This is a genomic window from Pedobacter frigoris, from assembly GCF_032678645.1.
In the GTDB taxonomy this organism is placed as follows: Bacteria; Bacteroidota; Bacteroidia; order Sphingobacteriales; family Sphingobacteriaceae; genus Pedobacter; species Pedobacter frigoris_A.
In genome coordinates this window covers 711,537-736,533 of record NZ_JAVTSP010000002.1, presented here as the reverse complement: position 1 = coordinate 736,533, position 24,997 = coordinate 711,537, and the positions used below count along the sequence as shown (strand labels likewise).

The following is a 24,997-nucleotide window of genomic DNA, read 5'->3' as shown; positions in this document are numbered from 1 at the left end:
CCCTTCTCTAACAGAGTTGGGGGCTTTATCTTAGAGAGCAGCGTATAATTATTCTTTAATCAGGAACCACCCAAATCCTCCTGCCGGTATGCTTACCGTAAGTTGTGCTTCTTGCTGATCATTTAGCGTCAACACATTGCTTTTACCATCCTGATCTGTTATCGTCGCCTTACCTTTTAATCCAGCATAGTAAAGTGGAACTTTCACAGCTTTAGTGATTGCTTTTTCCGTTGGATTAAAGACCACAAACATCCCCTTTTCTTCTATTTGAGCATTTACGTGTAACATGGCATCCAGATCCCTACCGGTAGGACGGGAAACGTGAATGATATCAGAAGTTAATATTTCGCGGTGTTTTTTAAACCAGTTTACCCATTTGGCTACCATCGCTTTTGTTTCAGGTGTATCATAAAGCCTATTTCCCCTTACTGTGAACTGGCAGCCGCTTGCCAGGTGCTGAAACAAGCCAACCTCGTACCTGTCCAGATTATCTGCTAATGGCTCTAAGCCTACCCTGGCATCGTTCGTATAAAAGCCTACCAACTGTAAAGTCATCCATCCCATTGTAGGTGTTTTATGCCAGGTACCATCGTAGATGTACTGGCGGCCCAGCAGCAATTGTTGCTGAGGCGTTAAATTCGCACTGGCCTCGCGGTATCCCATACCGGTAGCAGATTGCCCGTTCAGAAAATACCAATCTGGAATTGGCACATACATGTTACGGCGTTGGAGTTCATGAAGTACCCTTACCTGTTGTTTCCATTGTTCCCATTGTGAATCGTACAGGTCGGTATGATGTTTATGCGTAGTAGATGCACATACGTCCCCATGATAAGGTCCATCCATGTTATAGGTCATCAAGCCAGTTTGATCATAAAACTTCCACATGTCAGTGAAATATTTGTCCTGCCAGTCGCTGGCAATACAAACGCTTTGCCCAAACAAGCTGCCCGGCTTTTTAGTTATTGGATCAATGCAATCGTACTGTACTCCTCTTCCTCTTGATGCAGTCTGCAATTCATATCCACCCATTACAATCCCCTTATTTTTTGCATAGGAAGCGATATCTTTCCATAAATCGACATAATCAGCGTCTAGCTTATCATGAGAAATACCTGGCCAGGCCATAATATCCAATCTCTCAAAACCCAGCTCGCCCATTTGATCAATATATCCTTTAAGCTTTGTTCTGTCATGGGAGGTAATGCCAGCGGCCAATAAGGACTCGGTAACTTGTGGTGCCAGTTTCCTGTAAAACTTGCGGTGTGCCAGGCTCTGACGCTCCCTGTCATCATTGTCATACAACAGCTCAAAAGTTGTGAAAGAGCTGAATTTTTGCTTTGGCTTCAGTGTTTCAGAAGGCCCCATTGGCACCCTGCTCACCAACAGGTTATGATGTGGAAATCCAAGAAACTTATCTTCGGCCTGATTGTGAGATGCCCAGGTATTGTATTCACCGTCTGTTCGCCATGTTGTTGTACTTCTTCCGACCTGATATGCCGGAGGTGTTCCATTGTAATGCATCAAAGCAGATCCTTCAGTATCGGCATTGGCCAAAGCAAAAGAGTAATCACTTTCAACGTGAATGCGCTTTACCTGGTCTTGATTTACGGCTAAGACTTCACATTCTGCTTCACGAACAATAAAAGATGAATTGGTATTATTCTCGACAGTTATCCATTTAGCAATAACCGGCATACCTTCATACAGCTCGTAATGAACAGTAACCTTTACTGACTTTTGCCACTTGCTCTTGTTTAATGGCGCATTGTAGTACATCATCACGTGCAAGCCCTTAGGTGGCCAGTCGGTATGCACGGCATTGTACTTTTGCTGCCAAGGATAGCGTGCTGTGGGTTGCGTTACTTCAAGGCCTGCAAACCGAAATGCTGAAGGCTCCGCAATCAGGTTCTTATACCAGCTTTCCATCAGGTAGGATTTTTCGGGTTGTCCGCTAAATCCGCCTATATTATACCAGGTACTGTCAATCATCACCCTTGCTTCAGGCTTTACAGCTCTGAGGTACTGTGCATCGGTATATTCGTTCTTAAAGCCTACACAAGCCAGGTTTTCTGCGATAAAGAACTCGCGGCTGAGCAAACCATTGGTTAATAACAATTTTGCTGACAGCTGACCAGGGTCTTTTTGCAAATATAATTGCACAGGTGTTTTAACCTCACTAACCATCCAGTCTTTTGAATTTTCGGCACCGGGAAAAGACTGCACCTTAACAATCGACTTATCTGCATCAAGTGCAGCAAATAATGCGCGTTGCTCATCCGTAGCTTGTTTTCGTTTTTGCGCTACCTGTTTGGCATTAAACAACAAGTGTTTGCCTGCATCAAATTTGACTTTATTTACGGAAGAAAGTCTTACTTCGTATATCAATCCATTAAAATAATTGCCCTTACCCAACGCAGCTATAGAAAAATTGGCAGCCACCATTTTAGCAGCAGCCAAACCATTCAAAGTTTTTAATCCATTAACAAGTGTTGAAATGGTCTTACCATCATTTACCAGTGCAATATGAACCCATTCGCCTGGAATAGCCTTTGCAACAGCTTTAGGACTTTCCTTGCCATCTATCATCAATACCCACTGGTTTTCTTTTTGCCATAAAACATAGCCACTTTTATCATCTCCGTAAGCCCAAACAATCCCTTTGTCTCTCCCCGGATCCTTTGAACCCTGGCGGCTATTGGCCTGAAACCACCCTTCAAGTACGAAAGGCTGACCGGTTTTGCCAAAATTATCAGCGACAGCGTAAATTCCACGATCCTTAAACAGGATCGAACCTTCACCGTTCATTTTTTTATCAGCAGGGGCGTCAGCGAAAAAAACAGGAGTTCCGCCACGTTTCAAATCATGCCCCTGATTACTCAGGTCTTTTAAGACATCCGGAGAAGTGGCATACGATATCTGGCCCGAACGTCCCATATTGTAGTGCGCTGTTACGACCTGCTGGGCCTGAACGGTGTAAAAAATAAGCATCAAAGCAAGCATGCAATAGATGCGTCGGCAAAAAATATTAAAATCTTTAATCATGAATCTGTTCATTTAGACAGGGTAAATTTCAGCATATTAACCTGCTGCAACCACCTTTAAATTGATTGTTTACAATGCTTTTTTTGCATACCTATCCCAGATTCTGCAGGAAATATGTTGTTTTATTTATTAAACCATCATCCTGATCAATACATTAGCACTCATATAGGTCATAACCACAACAATCAGCAACCCAAACATGGCCAGCCATTTTGGATGTTTATAGCTGCCTACAATTTTAGATTGATAGGCAGCTAGTAACATTACGGTGAGTGTGACGGGTAGTATAAACCCGTTTATTGCCCCTGCAACGATGAGCAGACTGACCGGCTTACCTACAAAAACAAAAATAAGTGTAGAAACCAGGATAAAAGCAATGATGACCTTGTTCTCCTGCTCTTCAATCTTTTTATGAAAGGACTTGATAAAGGATACTGATGTATAAGCTGATCCAATGATGGAAGTTATGGCAGCAGCAAACATCACTAAACCAAACAACCTGTAACCAATGTTTCCTGCCGCAAGCTGAAAAACTGATGCGGTGGGATTTCCTTCGTCGATGAGCAGGTTTTGACTGATCACACCAAGTGAGGCCAAAAACAGGAAGATCCGTACAAGTGAAGCCACAGATATACCCATTACCGCACTGCGACTCACCTGCGGTAGGGCGGCAGTGCCTTTTATACCAGCGTCAAGCAGACGGTGGCCACCTGAAAATGTAATGTATCCACCAACTGTACCCCCTACCAGGGTAATGATGGTGACCAGGTCCAGTTTGGTCGGCAGCACCGTTCTAAGTACAGCCTCGCCTACCGGAGGAGCGGAACTGATCGCAACATAGATAATGGCAATGATCATCAGGAAGCCCATCAGCTGGGCAAACCTGTCCATAGCCCGTCCGGCTTCCTTAATCAAAAATATAGCAATGGCCATTCCGGCCGAAATGACCGAACCAGTGATGACATCAATGCCCAGCAAAGCCTGCAATCCCAGGCCAGCTCCGGCCACATTGCCGATGTTAAAGGCCAGTCCGCCGAAAATGATCAGTGCAGAGATCAGGCTGCCCAATCCCGGCATCAGCATATTGGCAATATCCTGTGCCCGCCTTTCTGAAACGGCAATGACCCGCCAGATGTTTAACTGGACACCAATATCGATAATGATGGAGGTCAATATCACAAATCCAAAGCTGGCACCCAGCGACTGTGTGAAAACTGTGGTCTGGGTGAGGAAGCCCGGACCAATGGCCGATGTAGCCATTAAAAAAGCCGCCCCTACCAGCGCCGTTCTGTTACTTGTTTGTTTCATTTGATCCGGATTCCTTCTTCTTTAAATCTATTGTAAATCTTTTCTGCAAACTCCAAAGCGGATGCACCGTCGCCATGTATGCAAATGGTATCTGCCTGTATGGAAACCTCGCCGCCTTGTTGAGTGGTTACTTTGCCCTCTTTTACCATTTTCAGCACCTGTTTCAGTGACTCCTGATGATCGGTGATCAAAGCACCCGGTAATTTGCGCGAGGTCAGTGTTCCATCCTGCTGGTAAGTCCTGTCGGCAAATACTTCATTGAAAACTTTTAGGCCACATTTTTTCCCTGAGCGGACGAGTTCACTTCCCGACAACCCGTATAAAACAAGTTGCTCATCTACACGCTGAACAGCCAGAGCAATCGCATCGGCAAGCTCTGGTTTTACAGCAGCCATGTTGTAAAGCGCGCCATGCGGCTTCACATGGTGCAATATACCGCCTTCAGCCTTGACAATGGCGGCCAGCGCTCCAATCTGGTACACAACCATATCGTATGCTTCTTCAGCTGTGATGTTCATTTCCCTCCTGCCAAAACCCTGTAAATCCGGTAAACCGGGATGTGCGCCAATGGCCACACCATGCTCAAGTGCCAATTTCACCGTCTTTTTCATGGTGGCGGGATCACCTGCATGAAAACCGCAGGCAATGTTGACTGAGGAGATATATGGCATGATGGCCGCGTCGTTTCCAAGGTTCCATGTACCATAACTTTCCCCCATGTCACAATTCAGATCTGTAATGTATTGACTAGCCATATTTTAAAGTTAATGTTTGCCGAAGCTGGCTCAACTGCTGTTCCTGAGTAAGCAGCAGGACCTGCGCCTGTTCTAAGGTAATTAATTCAAATGTGATTTCCCGACCGGGCTGCATTTGTGCTAAAAGTGTAAGATCGGCACTGATGACCTGCGCAATGCGCGGATAGCCGCCGGTGGTCTGATGATCAGCCATCAAAACAATCGGCGCTCCCTGAGCCGGAACCTGTATTGTGCCAAAAGTGACGGCTGAAGAAAGCATTTCTTTGCTTACCTGTTGCTGAAGTGCTTTCCCGTTTAAACGATAACCCATTCTGTCGGCCTCATTGCTAACCGTATAGGATCCGTTTAAAAAATCTGCAGTACTCTCCACGGTAAATTGCCCAAATTCCGGCCCCTCAATTACCCTTATCCGCGGATTAGATAAATCAGGATACAAATTTTTGCCGGCCGACCAGTCGAACTTATGCTGTCCCTGACAACTCGTTTTAAAAGGAATAATATCGTCTTTCTTCAGTGCACGGCCGTTCCATCCTCCAATTCCCGCACGCAGGTAAGTGGATTTGCTGCCCAATACCTCCGACACATCAAAACCCCTGTAAACGGAGAGGTAGGTACGGCAACCGCTCAGCGCTTTTCCAAACGAAAGCTTTGCACCAGCCCTTACATAAACGGGTTTCCACATCGTAAGCGGAACTCCATCAATCTGAGGAGAAAGGTTTCCCCCTGTGATCGCAATCAGCTGGTCGCGCTCAAAAATAAGTTCTGGTCCTGAAAGCGTACACTCCAGCGCAGCTTCAGCCGGAGAATTGCCCAGCAGCAGATTACCTATTTTCAGCGCCAGGATATCCATTGCGCCACTGACTACCATACCACATTTCTGGTGTCCATGGCGGCCCATATCCTGTATGGTACTGAGCAGACCCGGTTTTAAAATTCTAATGCCCATAGTCTGCCTTTAGTTTAAAAAATTCATCTTCGGTTATAGAGCTGAAACGGATCTTTTGCCCTGCCCTTAATAGAGCAGGTTCTTCTTTTCTGAGGTCGAACAGTTCGAGCGGCGTCTGTCCGATGATCTGCCAGCCTCCGGGTGTTTCCAGAGGATACACTCCGGTCTGACTTCCGGCAATACCTACTGATCCCTTCGGAACCTTCGCCCTGGGACTTTCCTTCCTGGGTGTAGCTATGCGTTCGTCCATCCCGCCCAGATAGGGAAAGCCGGGTGCAAAACCGATCATATACACCAGGTATTCAGGCTGGGTGTGCAAGGCGATTACTTCATCAGTGCTCATTTTATGAAACCTGGCAACATCATCTAGATCCGGACCCGAAGCACCTCCATAGTATACCGGAATGGTAACCATTGCGGGAGATCCTGCATTCTCATTTTCTTCGATCTCTTCTAACATTTCCCTTAACATTGACAGTACTTCCGCATAACGAACCACCCATGGTTCGTAGTAAATGGTAATACTGGTAAATGCCGGGACATATTCTACAAAGCCCTCGAAGGTATATTCATCCAGCCAAGCAGCAATATTGAGGATAACGGCATTGATGTCCTTACTGATCTCATCGCCAAACTGCAACACGATTGCTGCATCACCAAGCGGATAATATTGAACAATTTTCTGGTTCGAAATATTTGACATCTGTGCGTAATTGAATAATGCCTGTAAAAGCAATGGTTGTATTTACGCAATTTAGTATTTATTTTATTCCTGTTCCAGGCCTCTCAATCGTTTTGGTGTTATAATCTATGTTAAACATGTAGTTATTATTATCCCAAAAAAAACCGCATGGATGTGCGGTTTTTTATTATACGTGATCATTGGAAAAAGCGTCACAATAAATTGAAGAACCCCAAAGGCGCTTTTTATCTTCCGGAACCTCTGCCTAGTGTAACCACCCGCATTGAACCTGATCCGGTAGAAGGCTATGTACTTAGTAACAGTGTAGAAGTAACCATCCTAAAGAAAAAGGTTGCACGCGGGTGTAGTTTGCGCTACAACACCAGCCTACCATTCTGGTCTGCTATTAGTCTAACAACGGTGTAGACCAGGTGGCGCTGACCTTGCAGATAGGTAACAAAGACCTAGCAGAGACATAGCTGGTACCTTATTGAAGTAAGCTATAGCAGGACCGGATTTCAGGTGTACATAAGAAGGGACATGTTCTTATTGGAAGACAGACTTTAAGGGATAATGATCAGAAAGTGTATCTGTAACTGAATCTTTAATAATCTCCAGGCTTTTACATCTTTTCTTTAGCTTTTCTGAAATCAGCAGATGATCTATCCTGCACTTACTACTAAGCGGAACAGTTGGATATACCATTGACGGATAGCTATTTTGAAAGGTTTTATGAAACAACGAGAAACTATCAAATAACCCAGCGTTCAAAAAACCACGAACAACCTTATAGTCAATTTCATTTGCTTCATTGAGATTTTGAAGCACCTTATTCTTTTTTTCTGCTACAAACATACTATCTCTTGCACCAGATTGGGCGTAAAACAGGCTATCGTGTGGCGAGAATGCATTGAAATCACCTAACACAATTACCTCGCCTTTTAATCTCTTTTTTTCTTGAAGTGTTTTTAAGACCGAATCAGCTTCCTGCATCCGCTTAGCACTGCTAAAAGGAGAAAAATGTACTACAAAAAAGCTTATTCCTTCTATTTCACCATACAGACAACCATGATGCATACCCTTCATTAGCTTATAAACATTGGTAATGGGGTATTTAGAGGAAATCCCGACAGGATAACCGCTTTCTTTGCAAATTACAGCATAAGGATGTCCCCAGGTTTTTGCAAGATCTGAGAATTTGACTTGTGTGAAATTATTCAATTCTTCAAAGGCAATAACATCAGCATTTTGTTTCTTTGCCCACTGTACAAAGGTATCTCTTCGCTGGTTTTGACTCTCAAATCCATTCCACACATTGTATGTAATTACCGTAAGGCCTTTTGGCTTCCTCCCGGTAAAAGATATGCAGATGCAAAATGCCACACAGCATAATATTGACCCCAAAATATATTTCATTTCGCTTATTTTATTGATTTTAAACATATTAATTCTTTTCATTTCTATCTTTTAATTGAAATATAGTACTGATAGCAGCGTGATCTGATGGGAACATTACAGGATGATAGTCGATCACCTTAGACTCAATGGGATAAAGAGACTTTCCTTTGTAGTAAATAAAATCAATTCGGTCTCTGACGCCATAAAGGCCTGTGTTTGTTGCCGCACGTACACCCCAGGTAAGTCCCTGATCCCATAAAGGGTTGGTGTGCAATTCCCGATAGCTATCCGAAAAACCCGCCTTTAGCATCTCCATACTTTCCGGCCATTCAACAACACGGTTGTAATGGATTGCTTTAGTTTCCTCAATCCAATCTAAGTGCGAGCCCATATTAAAATCACCTCCCATAATTACAGGCAAGTTGTCGGTATTTTTAAGATAGGGATCAATTTTCTTTAGAATTTCTTTGATTTCAGCATGTCGTGTTGGAGATTCATCTTGTATTAATTCCTGCGGAGTTTTATTTTTTTCCCGTATGCTGGCATCAACATCAGGCAAGTAATCTAGCCAGGTATTGAAATAGACTAACTTTCGGTTCGGACTCAATTGCAATTTTACGCCCCCAAAGTTTGAAGGACGAAATTCTCTGATTGTTTCTGTAATTGGGTAACGGCTCAAAATAGAAAGATTTGAACTGATCAGGTAAAAATAATATCCCAGAGAATCAGCGATTATTTCTCCCGAGCCATAAGTCTCTACCAGACCCACTACATCAGGATTTGCCGATTTGATGATATCTATAACCCGCTCCAGCCCTACTGTCTGGCCATAACGATGGCCTCCATGCCATATATTCCACGATAGTATTTTTAAATGAGCAGGCTCCGGTGTTTCTTTCTGTTCCGTATTTGGAAAAAACTGCAGATACTGCTTTTTTACCTCTTCTGGTGTTATTGCTTTGTCCCAGACCTTGACTTCATCCAGATAGCCATTAAAGGCATTCCATTGACCAGTGGATCCGTATTCCCATTTTTCATCAGACCCGCCAATCACCGTCGAAAGCTTGGTCTCCAAAGATCCCAATCCCGGCGTGTTGTATATTGCAATGTTCTTTCCATCCAGGTACATCCAGACTTCGTGAGTATCTCTTTTCAAACTGATTACAATCTGGTGCCATTGCCCATCGTTTATACGCTGACGTTCTGCTGTTGGCTTGTATTCATATCTTTGCTTCCCGTCATTCAAAATTAATGCCCAGGCACCATTTTCGCGTGTATAAATCTGCCAGCCGGCAGTCGATAAATCATCAGCAATTTTATTGCCGATGACAGGAGTTCCCATTTTGGCATTCGGCAAGGTTCTTATCCAAACCTGAACTGTAAAAGAGGCTTTTGCATTGAATTCAGGTAAGACACCTTTATTGAGTTTAATGGGTTTTCTTAAAGCCGCATTAGATGATAAGTCAAGCGCTTTTCCGCTTAGACCTTTTGCGTATTGCGACTGCTGAAGATCTACAACATAATAGGCACTATCCCTATTAACAGGCTTTTGTTTGATGTTAAAATCATCGAAATTTAAATAGAATACAGGTTGCTGGGCACCTGCATTTATTTGATAACCGAGGAATGCTAAAAGTGTAATGGCGATTATTTTCATGAGAAATTATGTCTATTCAAGTTCAATTTGTATAATGGTATTGAGGCTGTTTAATTTAGCTTTATCCAGTCGTAACAATAAACGGCCATTGTTATTTTCATACTTGACCGGCACTTTCCCTTCAAAGTACAGGATCCGTTTAACATGTTGGTTTAATACCGGCAATTGAAAATCAGTATTTTTAGGGTCAAACAAATGGACATAAATCTTTTTACCCTTTTGTGTACTGCCTCCCCAGCTTTCAAGTGGAAAAGGACCGCCTTTTGTACCATAAATGCTTTCCGCATTTTTATCCAACCAGGTTTTAACTATTTTCATGGCATCGATAAAATTCCGATCCATGCTCCCATCAGCCAAGGGTCCGGTATTCAACAAGAATATCGCATTATTCGCGGCAACCTTAACCAAATTCCTGATTAGCGTATCGGCAGGCTTATTGGTTTGCTTTGAGTAATATCTCCATTAAATTGCTTTTAGGTGTAATGATGTAAGATGTTGCTGCTGAACCAAGGCATCTACACATCGCGCATGTGAAGCCATTGAACGGAAAACATCAAAAATCTTATATTTTAATGCAGTCTTGAGATAAGCTTCCAATGAAGTCCTGACCTCCAGTTCCGCTCTTCTCAAAAAAAGGTTTACAAAAATATCCTGAACTACTTCTTCTGCAATTTCTATGCGATCTAGTCTTTTATAAGACATATTCAACAACACAGACCAATGCTTCTCATAAATTTCCCTAAAAGCCGCACTATCGCCCATACGTATCAGATCCAGAAGCTCGGCATCCCTACAGCTATTTGATTGGTCTAAGTTCATGAGAATATTATTAAATAATTGTCCCTTACATTTGGCTGAAGTAAATATACAAATAATAAGCAAAAGTTTAGTATTACTAAATTTTTGCTTATTTGTTAAGTTAATAATTCAGACATGATAATGGGCAGGTGATATACCTGCCCATACGAGATTTTTAATTGGATTTAGTTATCAGAACCCGAAAATCTCTTTAAGCTTCTTATCCAGACTTTCTCCCCTGAGGTTCTTTTCTACAATCTTTCCTTCTTTATCCACCATGACCATGAAGGGAATCCCACTAAATAAATAATCGTTCATTAGTTTTTTGGAATCCGGTGCATTAACTTGTGACCAGGACATCTGCTCTTCAGCGAGCGCTTTTTTCCAGGCATCAGGTTTAGCGTCAATGGAAACTCCCAGAATTTCCAGGCCTTTATCGTGGTATTTACCATATAACTGCTTTAGATTGGGAATTTCCTGTCTGCATGGCCCACACCAGGAAGCCCAAAAATCGATCAGTAAATATTTGCCTTTAAAATCATCAGGGCCATACTTTTTACCATTTACATCTGCATAACTAAATTGAGGTGCAATATTTCCGTTCTCTATTTTTTTGGTCTGCGCTATGTTCTCAAGAATAGCTTGCTGCTCTTGTTTAGCTTGTTTAAACCAGGGATATTTTTGGATCAATCCGTTTAAAGTAGACTTCATCAGTTCTGCATCTCTTTTCCAGTTCAAAGACTTAAGTGCATACAATACCGCAGGTCTGTCTTTGTACATCCTCACAATATTACGAATCCGCTCTTCCTGATCGTTGGCGTTCAGGCTCATCAGTTCCCCACTGGCTGTCAGCCATAGCGAATCTTTTGCCTGACTGGCTTTGTATTGCTGTTTTGCTATAGCGATGAGATTTTGGTAATTTCTATAGGTTACAAAATTAACCTGGTTGATGATCTTGTTGTCGTCTGAACCCTCAATAAGAATATAAGGTGGATTCTTGATTTTTACCCGTGCCGTGTCAATTCCTCTGAAATTGATAGTCAAATCATCCTGATCGGCCCAGATGTCTATGCGGTCAAAATAATATACCCTGATCTGATAAAAATCAGGGTTATTCGTGTTGATCTTAAATTTAAAGGTGTTGTCGCTGTTTAGTTTTACACTGTCTATAGGAGTAAATACTTTTTTGAAACCCTCTCCCCGCATTTGTCCGAGATAGATCTGGTATTTACCGCTAACATCCGGAAATTGCACCTTTCCGCTTACGGTGATCTCTTTTTTAGCTTTTGTTTTAGGAGTCTGTGCAAATAAGCCATTGGCCATTAACAATAAGCCTAAACATAGTTTTATACTGTTGTTCATGTTAATCTTTTGTATTTAACTTATAGAAATCCTTTTACTGACATAGGGAAACTATTTCCGGCCTGCTCAGCATCTGCTTTAAGCTTCTGCTGAAAAAAGACTTGCCTGTCAGCAGCATCAAATCCTTCTTTATCTCCTATTTTACTCAATATTCCCTTCTTAAAATTAAGGAGATCTATAGCAACCGGAGGAATAACATCCTGTTTCATTAACAGGTCTACCCAGCTTAGTCCATCTTTCAAATGCCCTTCTGGTGCTGCCTCAGTAAACCTCCTTGTAAAATTCAACAACATAGCAGCTTTCATTGTAGTGCCGGCAATAGGTTTAGCAGCAGTGATCATTTGAGTCATCAGCTGATTAAAGTTATCCCAGTCGCCCTTGTTCCTGCTGCTGATCAGCTGCACTTTGAGCAGATCAGTTTCTGCTTTTACATTGTGAATGGAGCTTAAATTTTTAATCAGCCAGGCTTCCTTTGCCGCGTCAACAGGCTTCTTAGCATAGTAAGCCATACTCAATCCTGAAACTTCCCTGGAAAGCACGCTTAAAATATAATTGTCGACAGATGCTTCGCTCCTTACCGCATTAAACTCAGACTTATGGTCTAAGATATATTTGAATGACTTTGATTCAATATTAAAAAGATATTTGCTCATTAATGCCCATACATCTGCTTTTTTAAGATCTGCTGTTGGTAAAGCATCAAAATAAGCCGTAGCTACCGCTTTGGTTTTCTCTGCATCATTTGAAGTACCTAGTGTCTTGAAATAGGCTGTAACCGTACTCACCGAGCGGTCGCCTGCCTCGAATTTCTGAGCAAGGCCTTTTAAAGAAAGCTGGGGATTTAATGCCGGCTTCGACAGTTCCATAAACTCCTTTGCATTGGGAGCACCCACTATTTTATGTACAATTTCACCTTTTTCATTGATAAAAAGCAGGGTCGGAAAAGCGGAGATATCAGACTCATAACGCTTTTTAAGCTCAAGTCCCTCCCCTTTCTCCATATCATAGTGCACATTGATAAAATTCGCATTAAAAAAGTCTGCTACGCTGTCTACGGTAAAAACATCTTTAGCCAAAACCTTACAAGGCACACACCATGAGGTATAGGCATCAAAAAAGATCAGCTTTTTTGTTTTTGCTGCTTCAGCGAGGTGGTCCGTAAAAGTGCCCTCTTTTTTAAAGTCTATCGATTTATTTTGCGCATTTGCTCCCAGCAACAAGCCTATGCTCATTGCGCATGTCAATATTATTCTTTTCATTTTATGTATTGTTTATCCTTTGATTTTTAGTAGTCGGTATTTTGTGTGAGGACACCACTGGTGATGTCTATTTCTGATTTAGGAATTGGAAAAGCAACCCTGTTAGCCGGTAGGACCGGATTAATGGCAAGTCCAGAACGTTGCCTGTCGAACCTGTCCTGCCCTTCAAAAGCGAGTTCCCACCTTCTCTCCTGCAGGATACGGCTCACCAGCTGTTCCTTACTTGCAAAAGAAGTAAGCGTATATAATGCCGGTTTTTGGGCAGATGTAAAAGCACGCTGGTATATCGCATTCAGTATATCTACCGAGGTTTGGTTTACCCCATCTTTTCTTGCCAGGGCTTCTGCTTTATTTAGCATGACTTCAGCGAGCCGGATCACCATGATGTTATCGTAATAATTTGGGCTGGTGTATTTGCTGGTGGTTAACTTCCCGACTGGAACAGTACTTGGAATGATCATAGTTTTGCCACGCATGTCATTTACAGTATAAGTCTGCACAAAAGCAGGATCTGCGATATAACCAAAACGATGAGGTATTTCATAAGTACTCCAGCTCAACGGATAACCATAAACCACTTCTTTATTGAACGGGATATTAGCCGAGACTGTTTTTACCGTACTGTTATTCGGGAATACTTCAGCGGGTGTTGGCGCCAATACATAACTGGCATCACCCAGAACAAGATTGGCATTGGTAACGACTCCGTCGTAGTTTTTAAGGTATAGGTATACCCTGGAAAGAAAGGCTCTGCCTACAGATTTTACAGCACGGGACCGCAGTTTGACATCTGCAAATGTTGCCTGGGCCTCCGGATAGGAAGTTGGCAAATCAGGGATCGCTTCTTCCAGGTCTTTCACTACCTGATCAAAAACCAGCTTGTTTGCCGTCCGGGGAATGATCTGGCTGGCATCAGAACGGTCAAAAGCATTGAGCCTTAAAGGAACGCCTCGTGCCTGATCATTTGTCAGTGCATCTTCTCCATACAATACAGCCAGGCGCATGTAACCGAATGCTCTTAAAAATTTTGCTTCGGCAATAAACTGCTTTTGCAAAGTGATATCAAATTTTGCATGTTTAGGTAAATTATTGATGATCACATTGGCAATATTAATCACTTTATAGTGTAGTGTCCAGATTTTCAAAGCGACAGTATTGTTTGCATCAATATTTCCCAGGTAATAATTGTTTGCATCAAGATATGCAATACCGGTACTTTGATCAGCCATGGTGAATACACTGCTCTCCGCCTCAAACTGGGCTTCAAAACCTCCTGCCAATAACCGTTCTGTAGTCACTTTGTCTTCCAGCAGCTGTTCTTCTACCAGGATGTTTTCCGGTCTTAAATCCAGCTGTTTATTGCAGGCCGAAAGGGTTGATACAACCAATGCAATTAATCCGTAAAATGGAATGATATATTGTTTCATTTTCTTCTTCATTTTGTTGATAGTTAAAAACCCATTTTTATACCCAAACGAAAAGTGCGCGGACTCGGCAACGTAAATTCATCGCGTCCGACCTGTAAGGCCGACGATCCGAAAGCACTTACTTCAGGATCAATTCCTGAATACTTTGTGATCACGAAGACATTATCTGCCTGTGCATATAGCTTCAGTGACGAAAACCCTATTCTTTTCAACTGCACTGTTGAAAAATTGTAAGCCAGTGAGGTGGTCCTCAATTTAATGAATGAAGCATCTTCCAGAAAGCGGGTGCTGGTTCTGCTTAACGTATAGTCTGTACCCAAAGGGCTGCTTACCCCCCCAATAGTGCTGGAATTGGAAGCGTTTAACAATGCAGGTATATCCGTTTCCTGTCCGGGAGTTTTCCAGTAGTCGAGCAGGTCTGTTGACAAATTATTAGCATCATTACTGGTATATGCATACAGGTATGCCTTAGAACCATTGATCATTTTATTTCCATAGGAATAAGAAAAGAAAGCATTGAATTCAAAGCCTTTGTAATTGAACGTATTGTCTATTCCTCCAAAGAATTTCGGAGCTGCGTCTCCTGAGAATCTACGGTTCTTTTCCGCACCATTGACTGGCAACTGCACATTTTTTTCAGTAATATTCCCGGCCTGATCAGTCCACATCGGGTTTCCGTTAGCCGGATTTACACCATTCCATTGATATAGAAAAAAGGCTGTTGCAGGTTGCCCCTCCATTAGGAATTTACCTGTAGATTTTTCAAGGTTTAACCCCAATACAATCGGATCTGTAAGATCGTTCTTTTCATAGAGCTTTTCTACTCTGTTTACGTTGCGTGTAATGTTAAAGGAACTGCTCCATTTAAAATTCTTGCTGTTGATATTGGTAGAGTTGAGTGTCAACTCTACACCTTTATTGGTCAGTTCGCCGACATTCTGCTGCTGCATTACAAAACCCAGGTATGCGGGTATCGGAAATGACAGAATCGCATTTTTTGTTCTTTCATGGTAATAATCGACAGTCAGATTAAGTGCAGACTGAAAAAAGGATAAGTCTGCCCCTGCATTGTATTTGGTGCGGGTCTCCCATTTCAAATCAGGATTATTAGGATCCTGAGGGATAATGGCATTGTCTCCCGCCCAGGTCACACCACCCGGGACATTATTGTATGTTCCTTTATTTCCATAATAGCCGGTTCCTCCATCAGAACCGGAAAGTCCCAGACTACCCCTTAATTTCAGCTGGTCGATAAAGTTTGCATCCGCCAGGAAATTCTCCTGCTTCAGATCCCATCCCAAAGAGAAGGAAGGAAACCCAACATAACGTCTGTCGGCACTAAATTTGGACGAGCCATCCAGACGGTAAGTAACCCCGGCCATGTACTTCCCTTCAAACACATAATTGAACCTTCCAAAATAAGAAACAAGTGCCCATTGCTGTTGCAGGGCAGAACCGAATACTTTACTGCCCGCTGCATTAAGGCTCAATACTTCATCGTTTGGAAAATTACTGGCATAAACATTTGAAGAGTTTTCAGTTGACTTTTCAAAGCTCTGGCCCAACACTGCATTCAGGTTATGTGCTCCGGTTGTCTTTGAAACCGTTAGCGTATTGTTGATCACCCATTTTCTACGCCAGCTATTGGTCTCAGAGGCTAGTCCTCCTAAAGTTCTCGGCTTGTTGGAAAAACGGCTAAACGCTCTTGCAGTTTCCCAGTCTACCCCTAATTCCGAGCGCAATTTTGCCCAGGGGGTTAGCTTTAATTCCGCAAAAAGATTTCCTACTACATTATTTGTACCTAATGTATTCGTCGTAGTTGCGGCATAGCCTACCGGGTTCATATCCCTCGCAATAGTAGAAATCAGAGGATTATTCCAGTTGTCCCAAACGTAGCTTCCGAATGCATTCAGAATGGGCTTATTTGGAGCCGCGATGGCCGCATCACCATACATGAGGTTTGCGTCCAGGGCATTATTGCTTGTGGAAGACAAAGTAAGGCTGGTTCCAACATTTAGAGTTTTACTTAAGCTTTGATTCAGGTTAATTCTTCCCTGAATACGTTCATAATCATTGCTGGTGATATAAGGCTGATCCTTGGCATATGAACCACTGATGTAATAATTTCCTTTTTCATTCCCATTGGAAATGTTAAACGCCCCATTATAACCATGCCCTGTACGCTGAATCTCATTGATCCAATCTGTGTTCACTCCTTTAGGAAATACATTTGTCCGGTTTCTTGCTTTAAAATAGGCAGTATAGAAATCAGCATACTGATCTCCTGACATCATACTACGCTCTCCAAAAGGCCTGTTAAAAGAAGTGGAGAGCTGAACACCTATTTTCGGTGTGTTCAACCGGCCTTGTTTGGTCTTGATCAGGATAACACCAGATGCTCCTCTGGAACCATATATTGCCGTTGCATAAGCATCCTTGAGTACTTCTATAGATTCTACATCTTCAGGATTGATCAGATCAAGCGGATTGCGTTCGAATGTTTCTCTTTCATTTTGCTTCAGGGCATTGGGTACATTTCCTGTAAAACCCGCTCCATACGTCCTGCCGCTAAAGTCGCTAGTATTGTTATCCCGGTCTATCCCATACATAGGAATACCATCAATGACAATAAGCGGAGAATTTCCTTTTCCATTTATGCTGGTAATTCCCCGTATGGTAATTGCGGAAGCAGAACCAGGAACACCCGAAGGGGTGATCTGCACACCTGCAATTCTACCTACCATGGCATTGTCTATATTATTTGGTAGAGAACCGATCACATTGGGTTTCAGGCTACCGATGGCACCTGTCAGGTTTCTCCTTTCAGTAACACCATAACCTGTGATCACAATTTCAGCGAGCTTACTCATGGAAGCATCCAGCTTAACCACACGCATTTCAACTGCCGCTGATATTTCTTTGGTAGAATAGCCGATACTAGTAAAAACCAAAATGCTCATTTTGTCAGGTGCCGATATGGTAAACTCACCTTTTGCATTGGTCATGGTTTTGGTCTTAGTCCCCTTTACCGCAACGGTAATACCAGCCAGTTCTTCACCATGTTCATTGACTACCTTACCAGAAATGATTACCGGATCGGCGACAGGAATTTCGACGGCCTTTCGGATTACCACTGTTTTTTCGGAAATCACATAGCCCAGCGATGTTCCCGCAAGGCATTTTTGAAGAGCTTCTTCAATTGTCGCACCATTCAATGACAGGATATCGATGATTTTGGCACCTCTTAACAGCTTATTGCTGTAAAAAAAGGTATATCCGCTTTGCTTTTCTATTTGCTTAAAAGCATCTTCAATACTAATATTATTTTTTGAAAGTGAAATCTTTTGTCCATACCCTGCTGCGCTCACCTGTAGTAAGATTGCAATCGATAAAAAAATGGTTAGTTTCATTATTAGCAGGATTTTTTTTAAGGCATAAGACTTCTGCTTATCGCTACTTATAGCTATAAATTCATACATTTGATTGTTAGGTTAAGTTGATTATTGGTTTCAGCTGATGATTTTACAGAACCTTCATTTGCCGGGAGCGGGCGCAATCGCTCCTGGCTTTTTAAGGACTGTTCTTTTAGAAAGAACTATGGCATAACGATGATCCTCCTTCCCTCAATCTTAAAGTGTACCAGTCCTGTTAGTTCCAATACCTCCAGTACTTCATTTATCTTACCGAACCTCGATACCTTGCCGGTAAAATCGTCGTCCGAAAGTTTGTCCTTATATACGATATCTACATCATACCATCTTGAAATTCTCTGCATGATGGTTTTTAAATCTTCTTTACTAAAAGCGAAATAACCGTTCTTCCATGCAATGGCTGATTCCAGATCTGCCTGAACAACAGTTAACGTTTTGCCTGATGCAAGAATGGCCTGTTCACCCGGCTTCAGCACGGCAGTACCCTCGGTAGCTGAAATCTTTACGGATCCTTCCAGCAAAGTGGTTTTCACTAATTGCTCATCTTCGTAACAGCTTACATTAAAGTGTGTACCCAACACCTCTATTTCCTGTTCTTTACTCTTTACCTTGAAGGGATGAGCTTTATCCTTTTTAATTTCAAAATAAGCTTCGCCGCTGAGGCTGACAAGCCGTTCTTTTTTTCCTGAAAAAGAAACAGGATAGGTCAGTCGGGAGGCTGCATTGAGCCATACGAAAGAACCATCAGGCAAAATTACCTGGTAAGTCTCACCGTTTGCAGTAGAAAGGGTATTTATTTTGTCAGGATTTGACTCATTTTTACCCTGATCCTTAATTTCATAAATGACCTGACCATTGGCCGCCTTGGTCACAATTACTCCAGCCTCTCTCGCCAGTTCTCCATTAGCCGCATCATTAAGCTTTATTTGTGTTCCGTCTGCAAGAATAAGTGTAGCACCCTGTTTACCCGGAACAATGCTTTGCGATTCTGAAGCAACTTGTTTTGTCTCAGCATAACGATTGGCATTAAAGAGATATATTCCAAATACAAGAGTTATGGTCGCTGCAATAGCCAAGGCTATCCGGGGCCAGAGTTTAATCTGCTTGACAGGACCGGAAATTCTTTCTTCAATGCCTCTAAATATACTGACAGGCAAAGCTGGCAGTTCATCCTGATCACTCAATTGATCAAACTCATTCAGAACCAACTGATCAAGGAACTCGCGATTTTCTGTGTCAAATTGCTCCATCAGGAATTTAATCTCCTCGAAACTGCAGTTGTCCGCCAGATACTTTATGAATATTTCCCGAAGTCTTTCTTTTGTTTCCAACACCCATTTGTTTTGATCCTAATACGAATCAAATTCATAAACCATCTGCTCCAGGAAAAAAAAATTAAAATGTTGCGATAATTGCGGCTACCAGGGCAATTGTAGTAGCGTCATTGATATTGAAATATCCTTTTAATGTCTTGGTAGCCTTTACTACATGATCATTTACAGTAGAAACGGAAATCCCTAGTAACGCGCTTACTTCTTCATATGACTTCCCTTCAATTTTAATCAGGGTGTATACCCGTTTACGCTGCGGAGGTAACGTGCTCATTGCTTTTTCTAAAATGGCTTTGGAATAGCTTTCTTCAGCTTCATCAAAAGGGCTGTACAGTTCGGTCGATTCTGCGATAAAAGTTTGCATCATTTTACGGTCCAGCGCCGCCCTGCGAAACAGGTCTGTCACCAGGTTCTGTGCAATCCGGTATAAAAATGACTTGAAGGATTTTTCAGTGTCGATGAGCTCGCGTTTTTCCCAGATCTTTACAAATACATCCTGAAGGAGTTCTTCTGCCAATGCAACGTTTTTTACGAGCTGTAAGATTTTTTTATAGATGCGGGGACTATAAATCAGGTAAAGTTGTTCAAATGCAATACGGTCTCCCTGCTTCAATTGAACAGTCAGTTCCCGGTCAGTATTTGCATGATAAGCCTCCATGATTATTATCCCTGGTTAAAGTTAGCTATAAAAATATTATCCTTGCTCACAAAATCCACAACAAATTGTTAATGACTAAAACAGCACGCATGAAATGACAGAAATTTAACGCAATGTATTAACTAAAAACCGGGAAGAATATGATAACTTATAAAAAAGAAAAAAATGGAAAAATTTGAAGTAAAAGCGTACGGCACTCCATCAGCTGAAGCCCCGCTAAAACAGCTAAATATTGAGCGCAGGCAGGCAACCCCAAAAGATGTTGAGATAGATATCCTTTATTGTGGCGTGTGTCATTCCGACTTGCATACAGCGAGAAATGACTGGGGAGGAAGCGTCTATCCCGCAGTTCCAGGCCATGAAATTGTGGGCAGGGTAACAAAGGTTGGCGCTGATGTGACTAAATTTAAAGTTGGAGACCTTGCTGCAGTTGGCTGCCTGGTAGATTCCTGCAGGGAATGTTCTAGTTGTCGCCAGGACTTGGAGCAATATTGTATCCCAGGATTTACAGGCACTTACAATGGGAAGGACAAACATTTGAATATGCAGACTTTTGGCGGGTATTCTGAGAAGGTGGTAGTAGACGAACACTTTGTATTGAGCGTGCCTGAGAACCTGGATCCGGCTGCAGCCGCTCCATTACTTTGTGCAGGAATTACAACCTGGTCTCCGCTAAGACACTGGAAGGTTGGGAAAGACAGTAAAGTAGCTGTTGTTGGTCTGGGTGGATTGGGTCACATGGCGATCAAATTGGCAAAAGCCCTTGGCGCGCATGTTACACTGTTTTCAAGATCACCAGGCAAAGAGCAGGATGCCATTGAGCTTGGTGCAGATCAGGTGATCATCTCGACGGATGACAGTCAGATGCTGACTGTCAAAGGGAAATTTGACCTCATCATAGATACCGTACCTTATGTGCATGATGTAAATCATTACATTCCTACGCTGAATATTAATGGAACGATCGTATTGGTTGGTTACCTGGGCCCACTTGAACCTATGCTGAATACCGTTCCGATGATTCTGGGAAGAAAATCGGTAGCTGGTTCGGTGATTGGCGGCATTGCGGAGACACAGGAAATGCTCAACTTCTGCGGCGAACATGGTATTGTCTCTGAAATTGAAATGATCAATATGCAGGATATCAATGATGCTTATGAGCGTATGTTAAAAAGTGATGTACGCTACCGATTTGTAATCGACATGGCCTCACTGAAAAATTAGGCACAATACTTGCGTAGCTCATTTCATCTTAAAAATTAAATAAAATTTACTATTATGAAGAAATTACTTTTTACTTTACTTGGCTGTGCCGGATTGCTTGTTTTCACCTCAAATATGGCGCAAGCTCAAAACTATAAAACCGCTTTAGGTATGCGTATTGATGCTGGAGACGGCTCTACTGGTGTAGGTTTTAACGTAAAACACTTCTTTACAAGAAATGGCGCTGTAGATGCCAACCTTATCTTTTTTGATGGTAACGTGGTAGGTCTGGGTGCTGAGTATCAATACAATGCTCCGGTAAAAGGCGCAAAAGGTCTTGACTGGTATATTGGTGCAGGTCCTAACTTTTTATTTGGAAAACACTCAACAGCTGTTCAAATCAGACCAACTGCAGGTTTAGACTTTAAACTGCCTTCAGCTCCGATTGATTTTGCTTTTGACTGGCGTCCAATGTTTACGCTTAACCAGGGTACAGAATTTACAGCTGCGCGATTTGGTATTTCATTGCGTTACGCATTCTAATAAAATATACACATCTACATATAAACAAAAAGGCTGCGGAATCCGCAGCCTTTTTTATGATCATAAGACGCTTACTTAAGCCATCCATTTCTTACGGCTTTCTGAAGTTCAGTTTCATTCTCATCCAGAGTTGCAGTAAGCTTTACTGAAGCATTTGCCAATAGTTTAATGGTAATGTCTTTTAAGATTCCGTCCCTTCTAACGGTAAATATTACTGACTCACCAACATTCTTACCTTTTATTATAGCCATCTTATCAACCGCCTCTTCAGCAGGATTTCCATCTACACTGATGATTTCATCATTTACATTCAGACCAGCGATCCATGACGAAGAATTACGGGAAACAACTGTAACCATCACTCTTCCTTCCAGCTTTTTAGTAGCTGCGCCCAGGTAGGGTACATTCTTTCCTTCATTCTCATTCACTACTTTAATACCCGCATAGCCGAAGTATTTCACGTAATCAATAGGATCCGTACTGTTCACATATGTTTTCCAGAAATTGGTAAAGCTGATTCCGCTGATTTTTTCTACCATGGTCTTGAATTCCGCATCAGTATACCCCCTGCCTAGCTTTTTATAATAGGCATCATACATGGCCTTCATCACATCATCTAGGTTCTTAGCTCCTTTTGTAGCATTCGCAATCTCGATATCCATGAGCATACCCACTACTTCTCCCTTACTATAGTAAGATATAGTAGAATTGCTGGAGTTTTCATTTGGGCGGTAAGATTTGATCCATGCATCATAACTTGCCTCGGCTACAGTCTGGATTTTTGCTCCCGGTGTATTTACGACGTTGTTGGTAGCTGTAGCCAGATTTTGAACAGTTTCCTGTTCTGTAAAGAAACCAGAGCGGTACATGAGCTTGTTTTCATAATAAGAGGTGAAACCTTCCGCTACCCACAAACTGGTGGTATAATTTTCATTGTCATAATCAAATGGACCAAGCGCTATAGGACGCAGGCGTTTTACATTCCATAAGTGATAATACTCATGGGCAACAAGATTTAAAAATCCTTTGTAACCCTTCGTGTCAGTATATTTATCTCTGGATGCGCCAAGCACGGTAGAATTTAGATGCTCTAAACCGCCGCCGCCGGTTGCAAAATTGTGAACAATAAATGTATAATGTTTATTGGGATTCTCTCCGTAAATGGCAGTTGCATGATCAACAATCTTTGCCATATCTACTTTTAGTTTTTCCTGATCATAGTTGCCGCCACCAAACATGGCTACTTCGTGTTTTACACCAGATGCAGTAAATTCAAAAACATCCTGGTTTCCAACTTCGATGGGACTGTCAAACAAGATGTCAAAATTTGCTGCTGTATAAGTAAATGGTTGTCCTGCTACAGGCTCCAAACCGGTAGAAACTTTTTTCCAGCCTTTAAAAGGCTTTATTTTTACCGTGCTTGGTTGCTTAAGCATTCCATCAGGGTACAGGAATATGCCGGTGCTTGATAAAAAGGCGTGTGAGTCATCTATAAATGAAGTACGCACTGATACTTCAAAAGCGTATACTCTATAGTTGATTTTAACATTAGCTGCTTTAGCTGAGTAAATCCTCCATGCATTCTTCCTTACTTTTTCAAACCTGACCGGTTTGCCATTTGCCGATGCAGTAAAACCTTCAATGTTCCTAGCAAACTCACGTACAAGGTAAGATCCTGGTGCCCAGACTGGCATTTTAACATCTATATAATCTTTTGTCAATCCTGAAATGTTCATTTCCATTTCTACGTAATGGGCCTGAGGCTCAGTAAAACTGGCCTCAAAATTTATCTTTACCTGAGATTTGGCTGTCATGCTTATTGCTAGTAATACGATTAATCCTGCTAGTGATTGTTTCATTATAATTGTGTTTTAACTTTGGCAAACTTAAATAAAAATATGGAAGTGTTTACGTCATCTCGAACGCAGAGAGAGATCTCTTGAACTATGCCTGAGCAAGAGATCTCTCTCTGCGTTCGAGATGAAAGCGGATATTATGTTGTAACACACTTAATACTGCTGAAGCTGTAACATACTTAATACAAGCTTTATCGGGCATCATATTTGAATATTTTTGCACGTTAACTAATTCAAGACCGCCAATATGAAGCTAAAATATGTGATTTATACCCTGATCGTTTTAGGGCTTGCTTATCTGATTTACTACAGAATCTCTGCCAATAAAAAATTGGAAGGTGATGGTGCCGGTGGTGGCCGCGGTGGAAAAGATATGAAAGGTGGCGGGAAAGGTTTGCAGGTAGAGGGGATTGTAGTGAAGTCCGGCGACTTTACAAATAATCTCGATCTGAGCGGAACGCTTGAAGCCAATGAATCTGTGGCTTTAAGAAGTGAAGTATCAGGGCTGGTAACGAGTATCAACTTTAAAGAGGGCGCAAATGTTACGAAAGGTGCTTTGCTGGTAAAAATTAATGACAGAGATATACAGGCACAATTGCAGGATGCACTTACTAAGCAGCAGCTGGCAGCAACCAACGAAAACCGATCAAAACAACTTCTGGAAAAAGGAGCGATCAGTCAGGAAGAATATGACACTTCATTAGCCGCTCTTCAATCCTTAAAAGCTCAATCACAACTCATCAGGGCACAACTGGCCAAAACTTCCATATATGCTCCATTTAGCGGAAAGATAGGTTTACGCTCAATTTCAACCGGAGAATATCTGACCCCTTCTACTACCATCGCTAACCTCGCGAGCATCAATCCTTTAAAAGTAAGCTTTTCGGTCCCTGAAAAATATGCAGGACAAATAGGATTAAATTCTGAGATTTCTTTTACTACTGATGGCCTAACCAAAACATTCATAGGCAAAGTATTTGCAATTGAACCTGGTATAAACACACAAACAAGAACCTTACAAATCAAGGCCCTGGTACCAAATCCCAACAATGAACTACTACCGGGATCTTTTGCAAAAATAAAGCTGTCATTGAACACAGCGAAGAATGCCATATTGATTCCCAATGAAGCTATTATTCCTGTATTGGAAGGGAAAACGGTTTTCATCAGTAAAAATGGTAAAGCACAGCAAGTACCCGTTGAAGCAGGAACACGTACTGCGGAAAGCATTGTGATCACTTCTGGTTTAAAGGTCGGTGACACCGTATTAACAACCGGTGCAATGGCGCTAAAAGCTGATGCCCCCGTAAAAGTAACTGTGGTAAAAAACTAAGATCA

At 42.1% G+C, this 24,997-nt stretch carries 20 protein-coding genes and 1 pseudogene; 4 read left to right on the top strand and 17 right to left on the bottom strand.

All coding sequences use genetic code 11. The features are described 5' to 3' along the window. Window positions 1-48: 48 nt before the first annotated feature. The 5 genes from R2Q78_RS09480 to pxpB all read right to left on the bottom strand — a co-directional run bounded on the left by R2Q78_RS09480 (window position 49) and on the right by pxpB (window position 6,757). Window positions 49-3,057 (bottom strand): LamG-like jellyroll fold domain-containing protein, encoded by a 3,009-nt coding sequence (locus tag R2Q78_RS09480; protein ID WP_316791150.1) that lies wholly within the window; start codon window positions 3,055-3,057, stop codon window positions 49-51. A 117-nt stretch (window positions 3,058-3,174) separates the two neighbouring features. Then, the gene (locus R2Q78_RS09475; RefSeq protein ID WP_316791148.1) at window positions 3,175-4,353 is read right to left on the bottom strand and encodes an NRAMP family divalent metal transporter; all 1,179 of its coding nucleotides are present in this window, start codon (window positions 4,351-4,353) and stop codon (window positions 3,175-3,177) included. Next, window positions 4,350-5,108: a 5-oxoprolinase subunit PxpA gene (locus R2Q78_RS09470; RefSeq protein ID WP_316791146.1), complete on the bottom strand. Its 759-nt coding sequence runs from the start codon at window positions 5,106-5,108 to the stop codon at window positions 4,350-4,352. Before R2Q78_RS09470 ends, R2Q78_RS09475 begins: the two co-directional genes overlap by 4 nt. After that, complete coding sequence (locus R2Q78_RS09465; RefSeq protein ID WP_316791145.1) at window positions 5,101-6,054, bottom strand: biotin-dependent carboxyltransferase family protein; 954 nt, start codon at window positions 6,052-6,054, stop codon at window positions 5,101-5,103. The genes R2Q78_RS09470 and R2Q78_RS09465 overlap by 8 nt, the downstream gene beginning before the upstream one ends. Then, window positions 6,044-6,757 carry a 5-oxoprolinase subunit PxpB gene (gene pxpB, locus R2Q78_RS09460; protein WP_316791143.1) on the bottom strand — a complete coding sequence of 238 codons (714 nt, stop codon included), beginning with the start codon at window positions 6,755-6,757 and terminating at the stop codon, window positions 6,044-6,046. Before pxpB ends, R2Q78_RS09465 begins: the two co-directional genes overlap by 11 nt. Window positions 6,758-6,904: 147 nt before the next feature. On the opposite strand from pxpB, the gene R2Q78_RS09455 reads away from it, so the two are divergent. Continuing rightward, window positions 6,905-7,162 carry a hypothetical protein gene (locus R2Q78_RS09455; RefSeq protein WP_316791141.1) on the top strand — a complete coding sequence of 86 codons (258 nt, stop codon included), beginning with the start codon at window positions 6,905-6,907 and terminating at the stop codon, window positions 7,160-7,162. Window positions 7,163-7,282: 120 nt separating this feature from the next. Here R2Q78_RS09455 and R2Q78_RS09450 read toward each other — a convergent pair whose 3' ends face one another. The 11 genes and pseudogenes from R2Q78_RS09450 to R2Q78_RS09400 all read right to left on the bottom strand — a co-directional run bounded on the left by R2Q78_RS09450 (window position 7,283) and on the right by R2Q78_RS09400 (window position 20,057). After that, complete coding sequence (locus tag R2Q78_RS09450; protein WP_316791138.1) at window positions 7,283-8,194, bottom strand: endonuclease/exonuclease/phosphatase family protein; 912 nt, start codon at window positions 8,192-8,194, stop codon at window positions 7,283-7,285. Continuing rightward, complete coding sequence (locus tag R2Q78_RS09445) at window positions 8,181-9,791, bottom strand: endonuclease/exonuclease/phosphatase family protein (RefSeq protein ID WP_316791136.1); 1,611 nt, start codon at window positions 9,789-9,791, stop codon at window positions 8,181-8,183. Before R2Q78_RS09445 ends, R2Q78_RS09450 begins: the two co-directional genes overlap by 14 nt. Before the next feature lie 12 nt (window positions 9,792-9,803). Then, complete coding sequence (locus R2Q78_RS09440; protein ID WP_316791134.1) at window positions 9,804-10,109, bottom strand: hypothetical protein; 306 nt, start codon at window positions 10,107-10,109, stop codon at window positions 9,804-9,806. A gap of 21 nt (window positions 10,110-10,130) precedes the next feature. Further along, a pseudogene (locus R2Q78_RS21890) lies at window positions 10,131-10,199 on the bottom strand (hypothetical protein); the annotation flags it as partial. Between the two features lie 54 nt (window positions 10,200-10,253). After that, window positions 10,254-10,610 (bottom strand): RNA polymerase sigma factor, encoded by a 357-nt coding sequence (locus R2Q78_RS09430; RefSeq protein WP_316791130.1) that lies wholly within the window; start codon window positions 10,608-10,610, stop codon window positions 10,254-10,256. A gap of 171 nt (window positions 10,611-10,781) precedes the next feature. Beyond that, window positions 10,782-11,951 (bottom strand): TlpA disulfide reductase family protein, encoded by a 1,170-nt coding sequence (locus tag R2Q78_RS09425; protein WP_316791128.1) that lies wholly within the window; start codon window positions 11,949-11,951, stop codon window positions 10,782-10,784. 20 nt (window positions 11,952-11,971) lie between these two features. After that, on the bottom strand, window positions 11,972-13,210 hold the full coding sequence (locus R2Q78_RS09420; RefSeq protein ID WP_316791126.1) for a thioredoxin family protein: 1,239 nt from the start codon (window positions 13,208-13,210) through the stop codon (window positions 11,972-11,974). Window positions 13,211-13,236: 26 nt separating this feature from the next. Continuing rightward, complete coding sequence (locus R2Q78_RS09415) at window positions 13,237-14,649, bottom strand: RagB/SusD family nutrient uptake outer membrane protein (protein WP_316791123.1); 1,413 nt, start codon at window positions 14,647-14,649, stop codon at window positions 13,237-13,239. A gap of 11 nt (window positions 14,650-14,660) precedes the next feature. After that, the gene (locus R2Q78_RS09410) at window positions 14,661-18,047 is read right to left on the bottom strand and encodes a SusC/RagA family TonB-linked outer membrane protein (protein ID WP_316791121.1); all 3,387 of its coding nucleotides are present in this window, start codon (window positions 18,045-18,047) and stop codon (window positions 14,661-14,663) included. A 185-nt stretch (window positions 18,048-18,232) separates the two neighbouring features. Then, window positions 18,233-19,399, bottom strand: a complete 1,167-nt coding sequence (locus tag R2Q78_RS09405) for a FecR family protein (protein WP_316791117.1) — start codon at window positions 19,397-19,399, stop codon at window positions 18,233-18,235. A gap of 64 nt (window positions 19,400-19,463) precedes the next feature. Beyond that, the gene (locus R2Q78_RS09400) at window positions 19,464-20,057 is read right to left on the bottom strand and encodes an RNA polymerase sigma factor (RefSeq protein ID WP_316791115.1); all 594 of its coding nucleotides are present in this window, start codon (window positions 20,055-20,057) and stop codon (window positions 19,464-19,466) included. Window positions 20,058-20,222: 165 nt separating this feature from the next. Between R2Q78_RS09400 and R2Q78_RS09395 the strand changes: the two genes are divergently transcribed. Continuing rightward, window positions 20,223-21,281, top strand: coding sequence for an NAD(P)-dependent alcohol dehydrogenase (locus R2Q78_RS09395; RefSeq protein WP_316791114.1), 1,059 nt, complete (start codon window positions 20,223-20,225; stop codon window positions 21,279-21,281). 54 nt (window positions 21,282-21,335) lie between these two features. Then, window positions 21,336-21,803, top strand: a complete 468-nt coding sequence (locus R2Q78_RS09390) for a hypothetical protein (RefSeq protein WP_316791112.1) — start codon at window positions 21,336-21,338, stop codon at window positions 21,801-21,803. Window positions 21,804-21,874: 71 nt separating this feature from the next. Here R2Q78_RS09390 and R2Q78_RS09385 read toward each other — a convergent pair whose 3' ends face one another. Then, window positions 21,875-23,662, bottom strand: a complete 1,788-nt coding sequence (locus R2Q78_RS09385; protein WP_316791110.1) for a M61 family metallopeptidase — start codon at window positions 23,660-23,662, stop codon at window positions 21,875-21,877. 244 nt (window positions 23,663-23,906) lie between these two features. Here R2Q78_RS09385 and R2Q78_RS09380 point away from each other — a divergent pair, with 244 nt between their 5' ends. Continuing rightward, window positions 23,907-24,992: an efflux RND transporter periplasmic adaptor subunit gene (locus R2Q78_RS09380; RefSeq protein WP_316791107.1), complete on the top strand. Its 1,086-nt coding sequence runs from the start codon at window positions 23,907-23,909 to the stop codon at window positions 24,990-24,992. Window positions 24,993-24,997: the final 5 nt, after the last annotated feature.

What these genes read in the sequence shown, in the direction of transcription:
- R2Q78_RS09400 (WP_316791115.1), bottom strand. Translation starts at nt 20,057, where the DNA reads ATGGAGGCTTATCATGCAAATACTGACCGGGAACTGACTGTTCAATTG.
- R2Q78_RS09420 (WP_316791126.1), bottom strand. Translation starts at nt 13,210, where the DNA reads ATGAAAAGAATAATATTGACATGCGCAATGAGCATAGGCTTGTTGCTG.
- R2Q78_RS09440 (WP_316791134.1), bottom strand. Translation starts at nt 10,109, where the DNA reads ATGAAAATAGTTAAAACCTGGTTGGATAAAAATGCGGAAAGCATTTAT.
- R2Q78_RS09455 (WP_316791141.1), top strand. Translation starts at nt 6,905, where the DNA reads ATGGATGTGCGGTTTTTTATTATACGTGATCATTGGAAAAAGCGTCAC.
- R2Q78_RS09480 (WP_316791150.1), bottom strand. Translation starts at nt 3,057, where the DNA reads ATGAACAGATTCATGATTAAAGATTTTAATATTTTTTGCCGACGCATC.
- R2Q78_RS09385 (WP_316791110.1), bottom strand. Translation starts at nt 23,662, where the DNA reads ATGAAACAATCACTAGCAGGATTAATCGTATTACTAGCAATAAGCATG.
- R2Q78_RS09395 (WP_316791114.1), top strand. Translation starts at nt 20,223, where the DNA reads ATGGAAAAATTTGAAGTAAAAGCGTACGGCACTCCATCAGCTGAAGCC.
- R2Q78_RS09415 (WP_316791123.1), bottom strand. Translation starts at nt 14,649, where the DNA reads ATGAAGAAGAAAATGAAACAATATATCATTCCATTTTACGGATTAATT.
- R2Q78_RS09430 (WP_316791130.1), bottom strand. Translation starts at nt 10,610, where the DNA reads ATGAACTTAGACCAATCAAATAGCTGTAGGGATGCCGAGCTTCTGGAT.
- R2Q78_RS09475 (WP_316791148.1), bottom strand. Translation starts at nt 4,353, where the DNA reads ATGAAACAAACAAGTAACAGAACGGCGCTGGTAGGGGCGGCTTTTTTA.
- R2Q78_RS09410 (WP_316791121.1), bottom strand. Translation starts at nt 18,047, where the DNA reads ATGAAACTAACCATTTTTTTATCGATTGCAATCTTACTACAGGTGAGC.
- R2Q78_RS09465 (WP_316791145.1), bottom strand. Translation starts at nt 6,054, where the DNA reads ATGGGCATTAGAATTTTAAAACCGGGTCTGCTCAGTACCATACAGGAT.
- pxpB (WP_316791143.1), bottom strand. Translation starts at nt 6,757, where the DNA reads ATGTCAAATATTTCGAACCAGAAAATTGTTCAATATTATCCGCTTGGT.
- R2Q78_RS09390 (WP_316791112.1), top strand. Translation starts at nt 21,336, where the DNA reads ATGAAGAAATTACTTTTTACTTTACTTGGCTGTGCCGGATTGCTTGTT.
- R2Q78_RS09450 (WP_316791138.1), bottom strand. Translation starts at nt 8,194, where the DNA reads ATGAAAAGAATTAATATGTTTAAAATCAATAAAATAAGCGAAATGAAA.
- R2Q78_RS09380 (WP_316791107.1), top strand. Translation starts at nt 23,907, where the DNA reads ATGAAGCTAAAATATGTGATTTATACCCTGATCGTTTTAGGGCTTGCT.
- R2Q78_RS09445 (WP_316791136.1), bottom strand. Translation starts at nt 9,791, where the DNA reads ATGAAAATAATCGCCATTACACTTTTAGCATTCCTCGGTTATCAAATA.
- R2Q78_RS09425 (WP_316791128.1), bottom strand. Translation starts at nt 11,951, where the DNA reads ATGAACAACAGTATAAAACTATGTTTAGGCTTATTGTTAATGGCCAAT.
- R2Q78_RS09470 (WP_316791146.1), bottom strand. Translation starts at nt 5,108, where the DNA reads ATGGCTAGTCAATACATTACAGATCTGAATTGTGACATGGGGGAAAGT.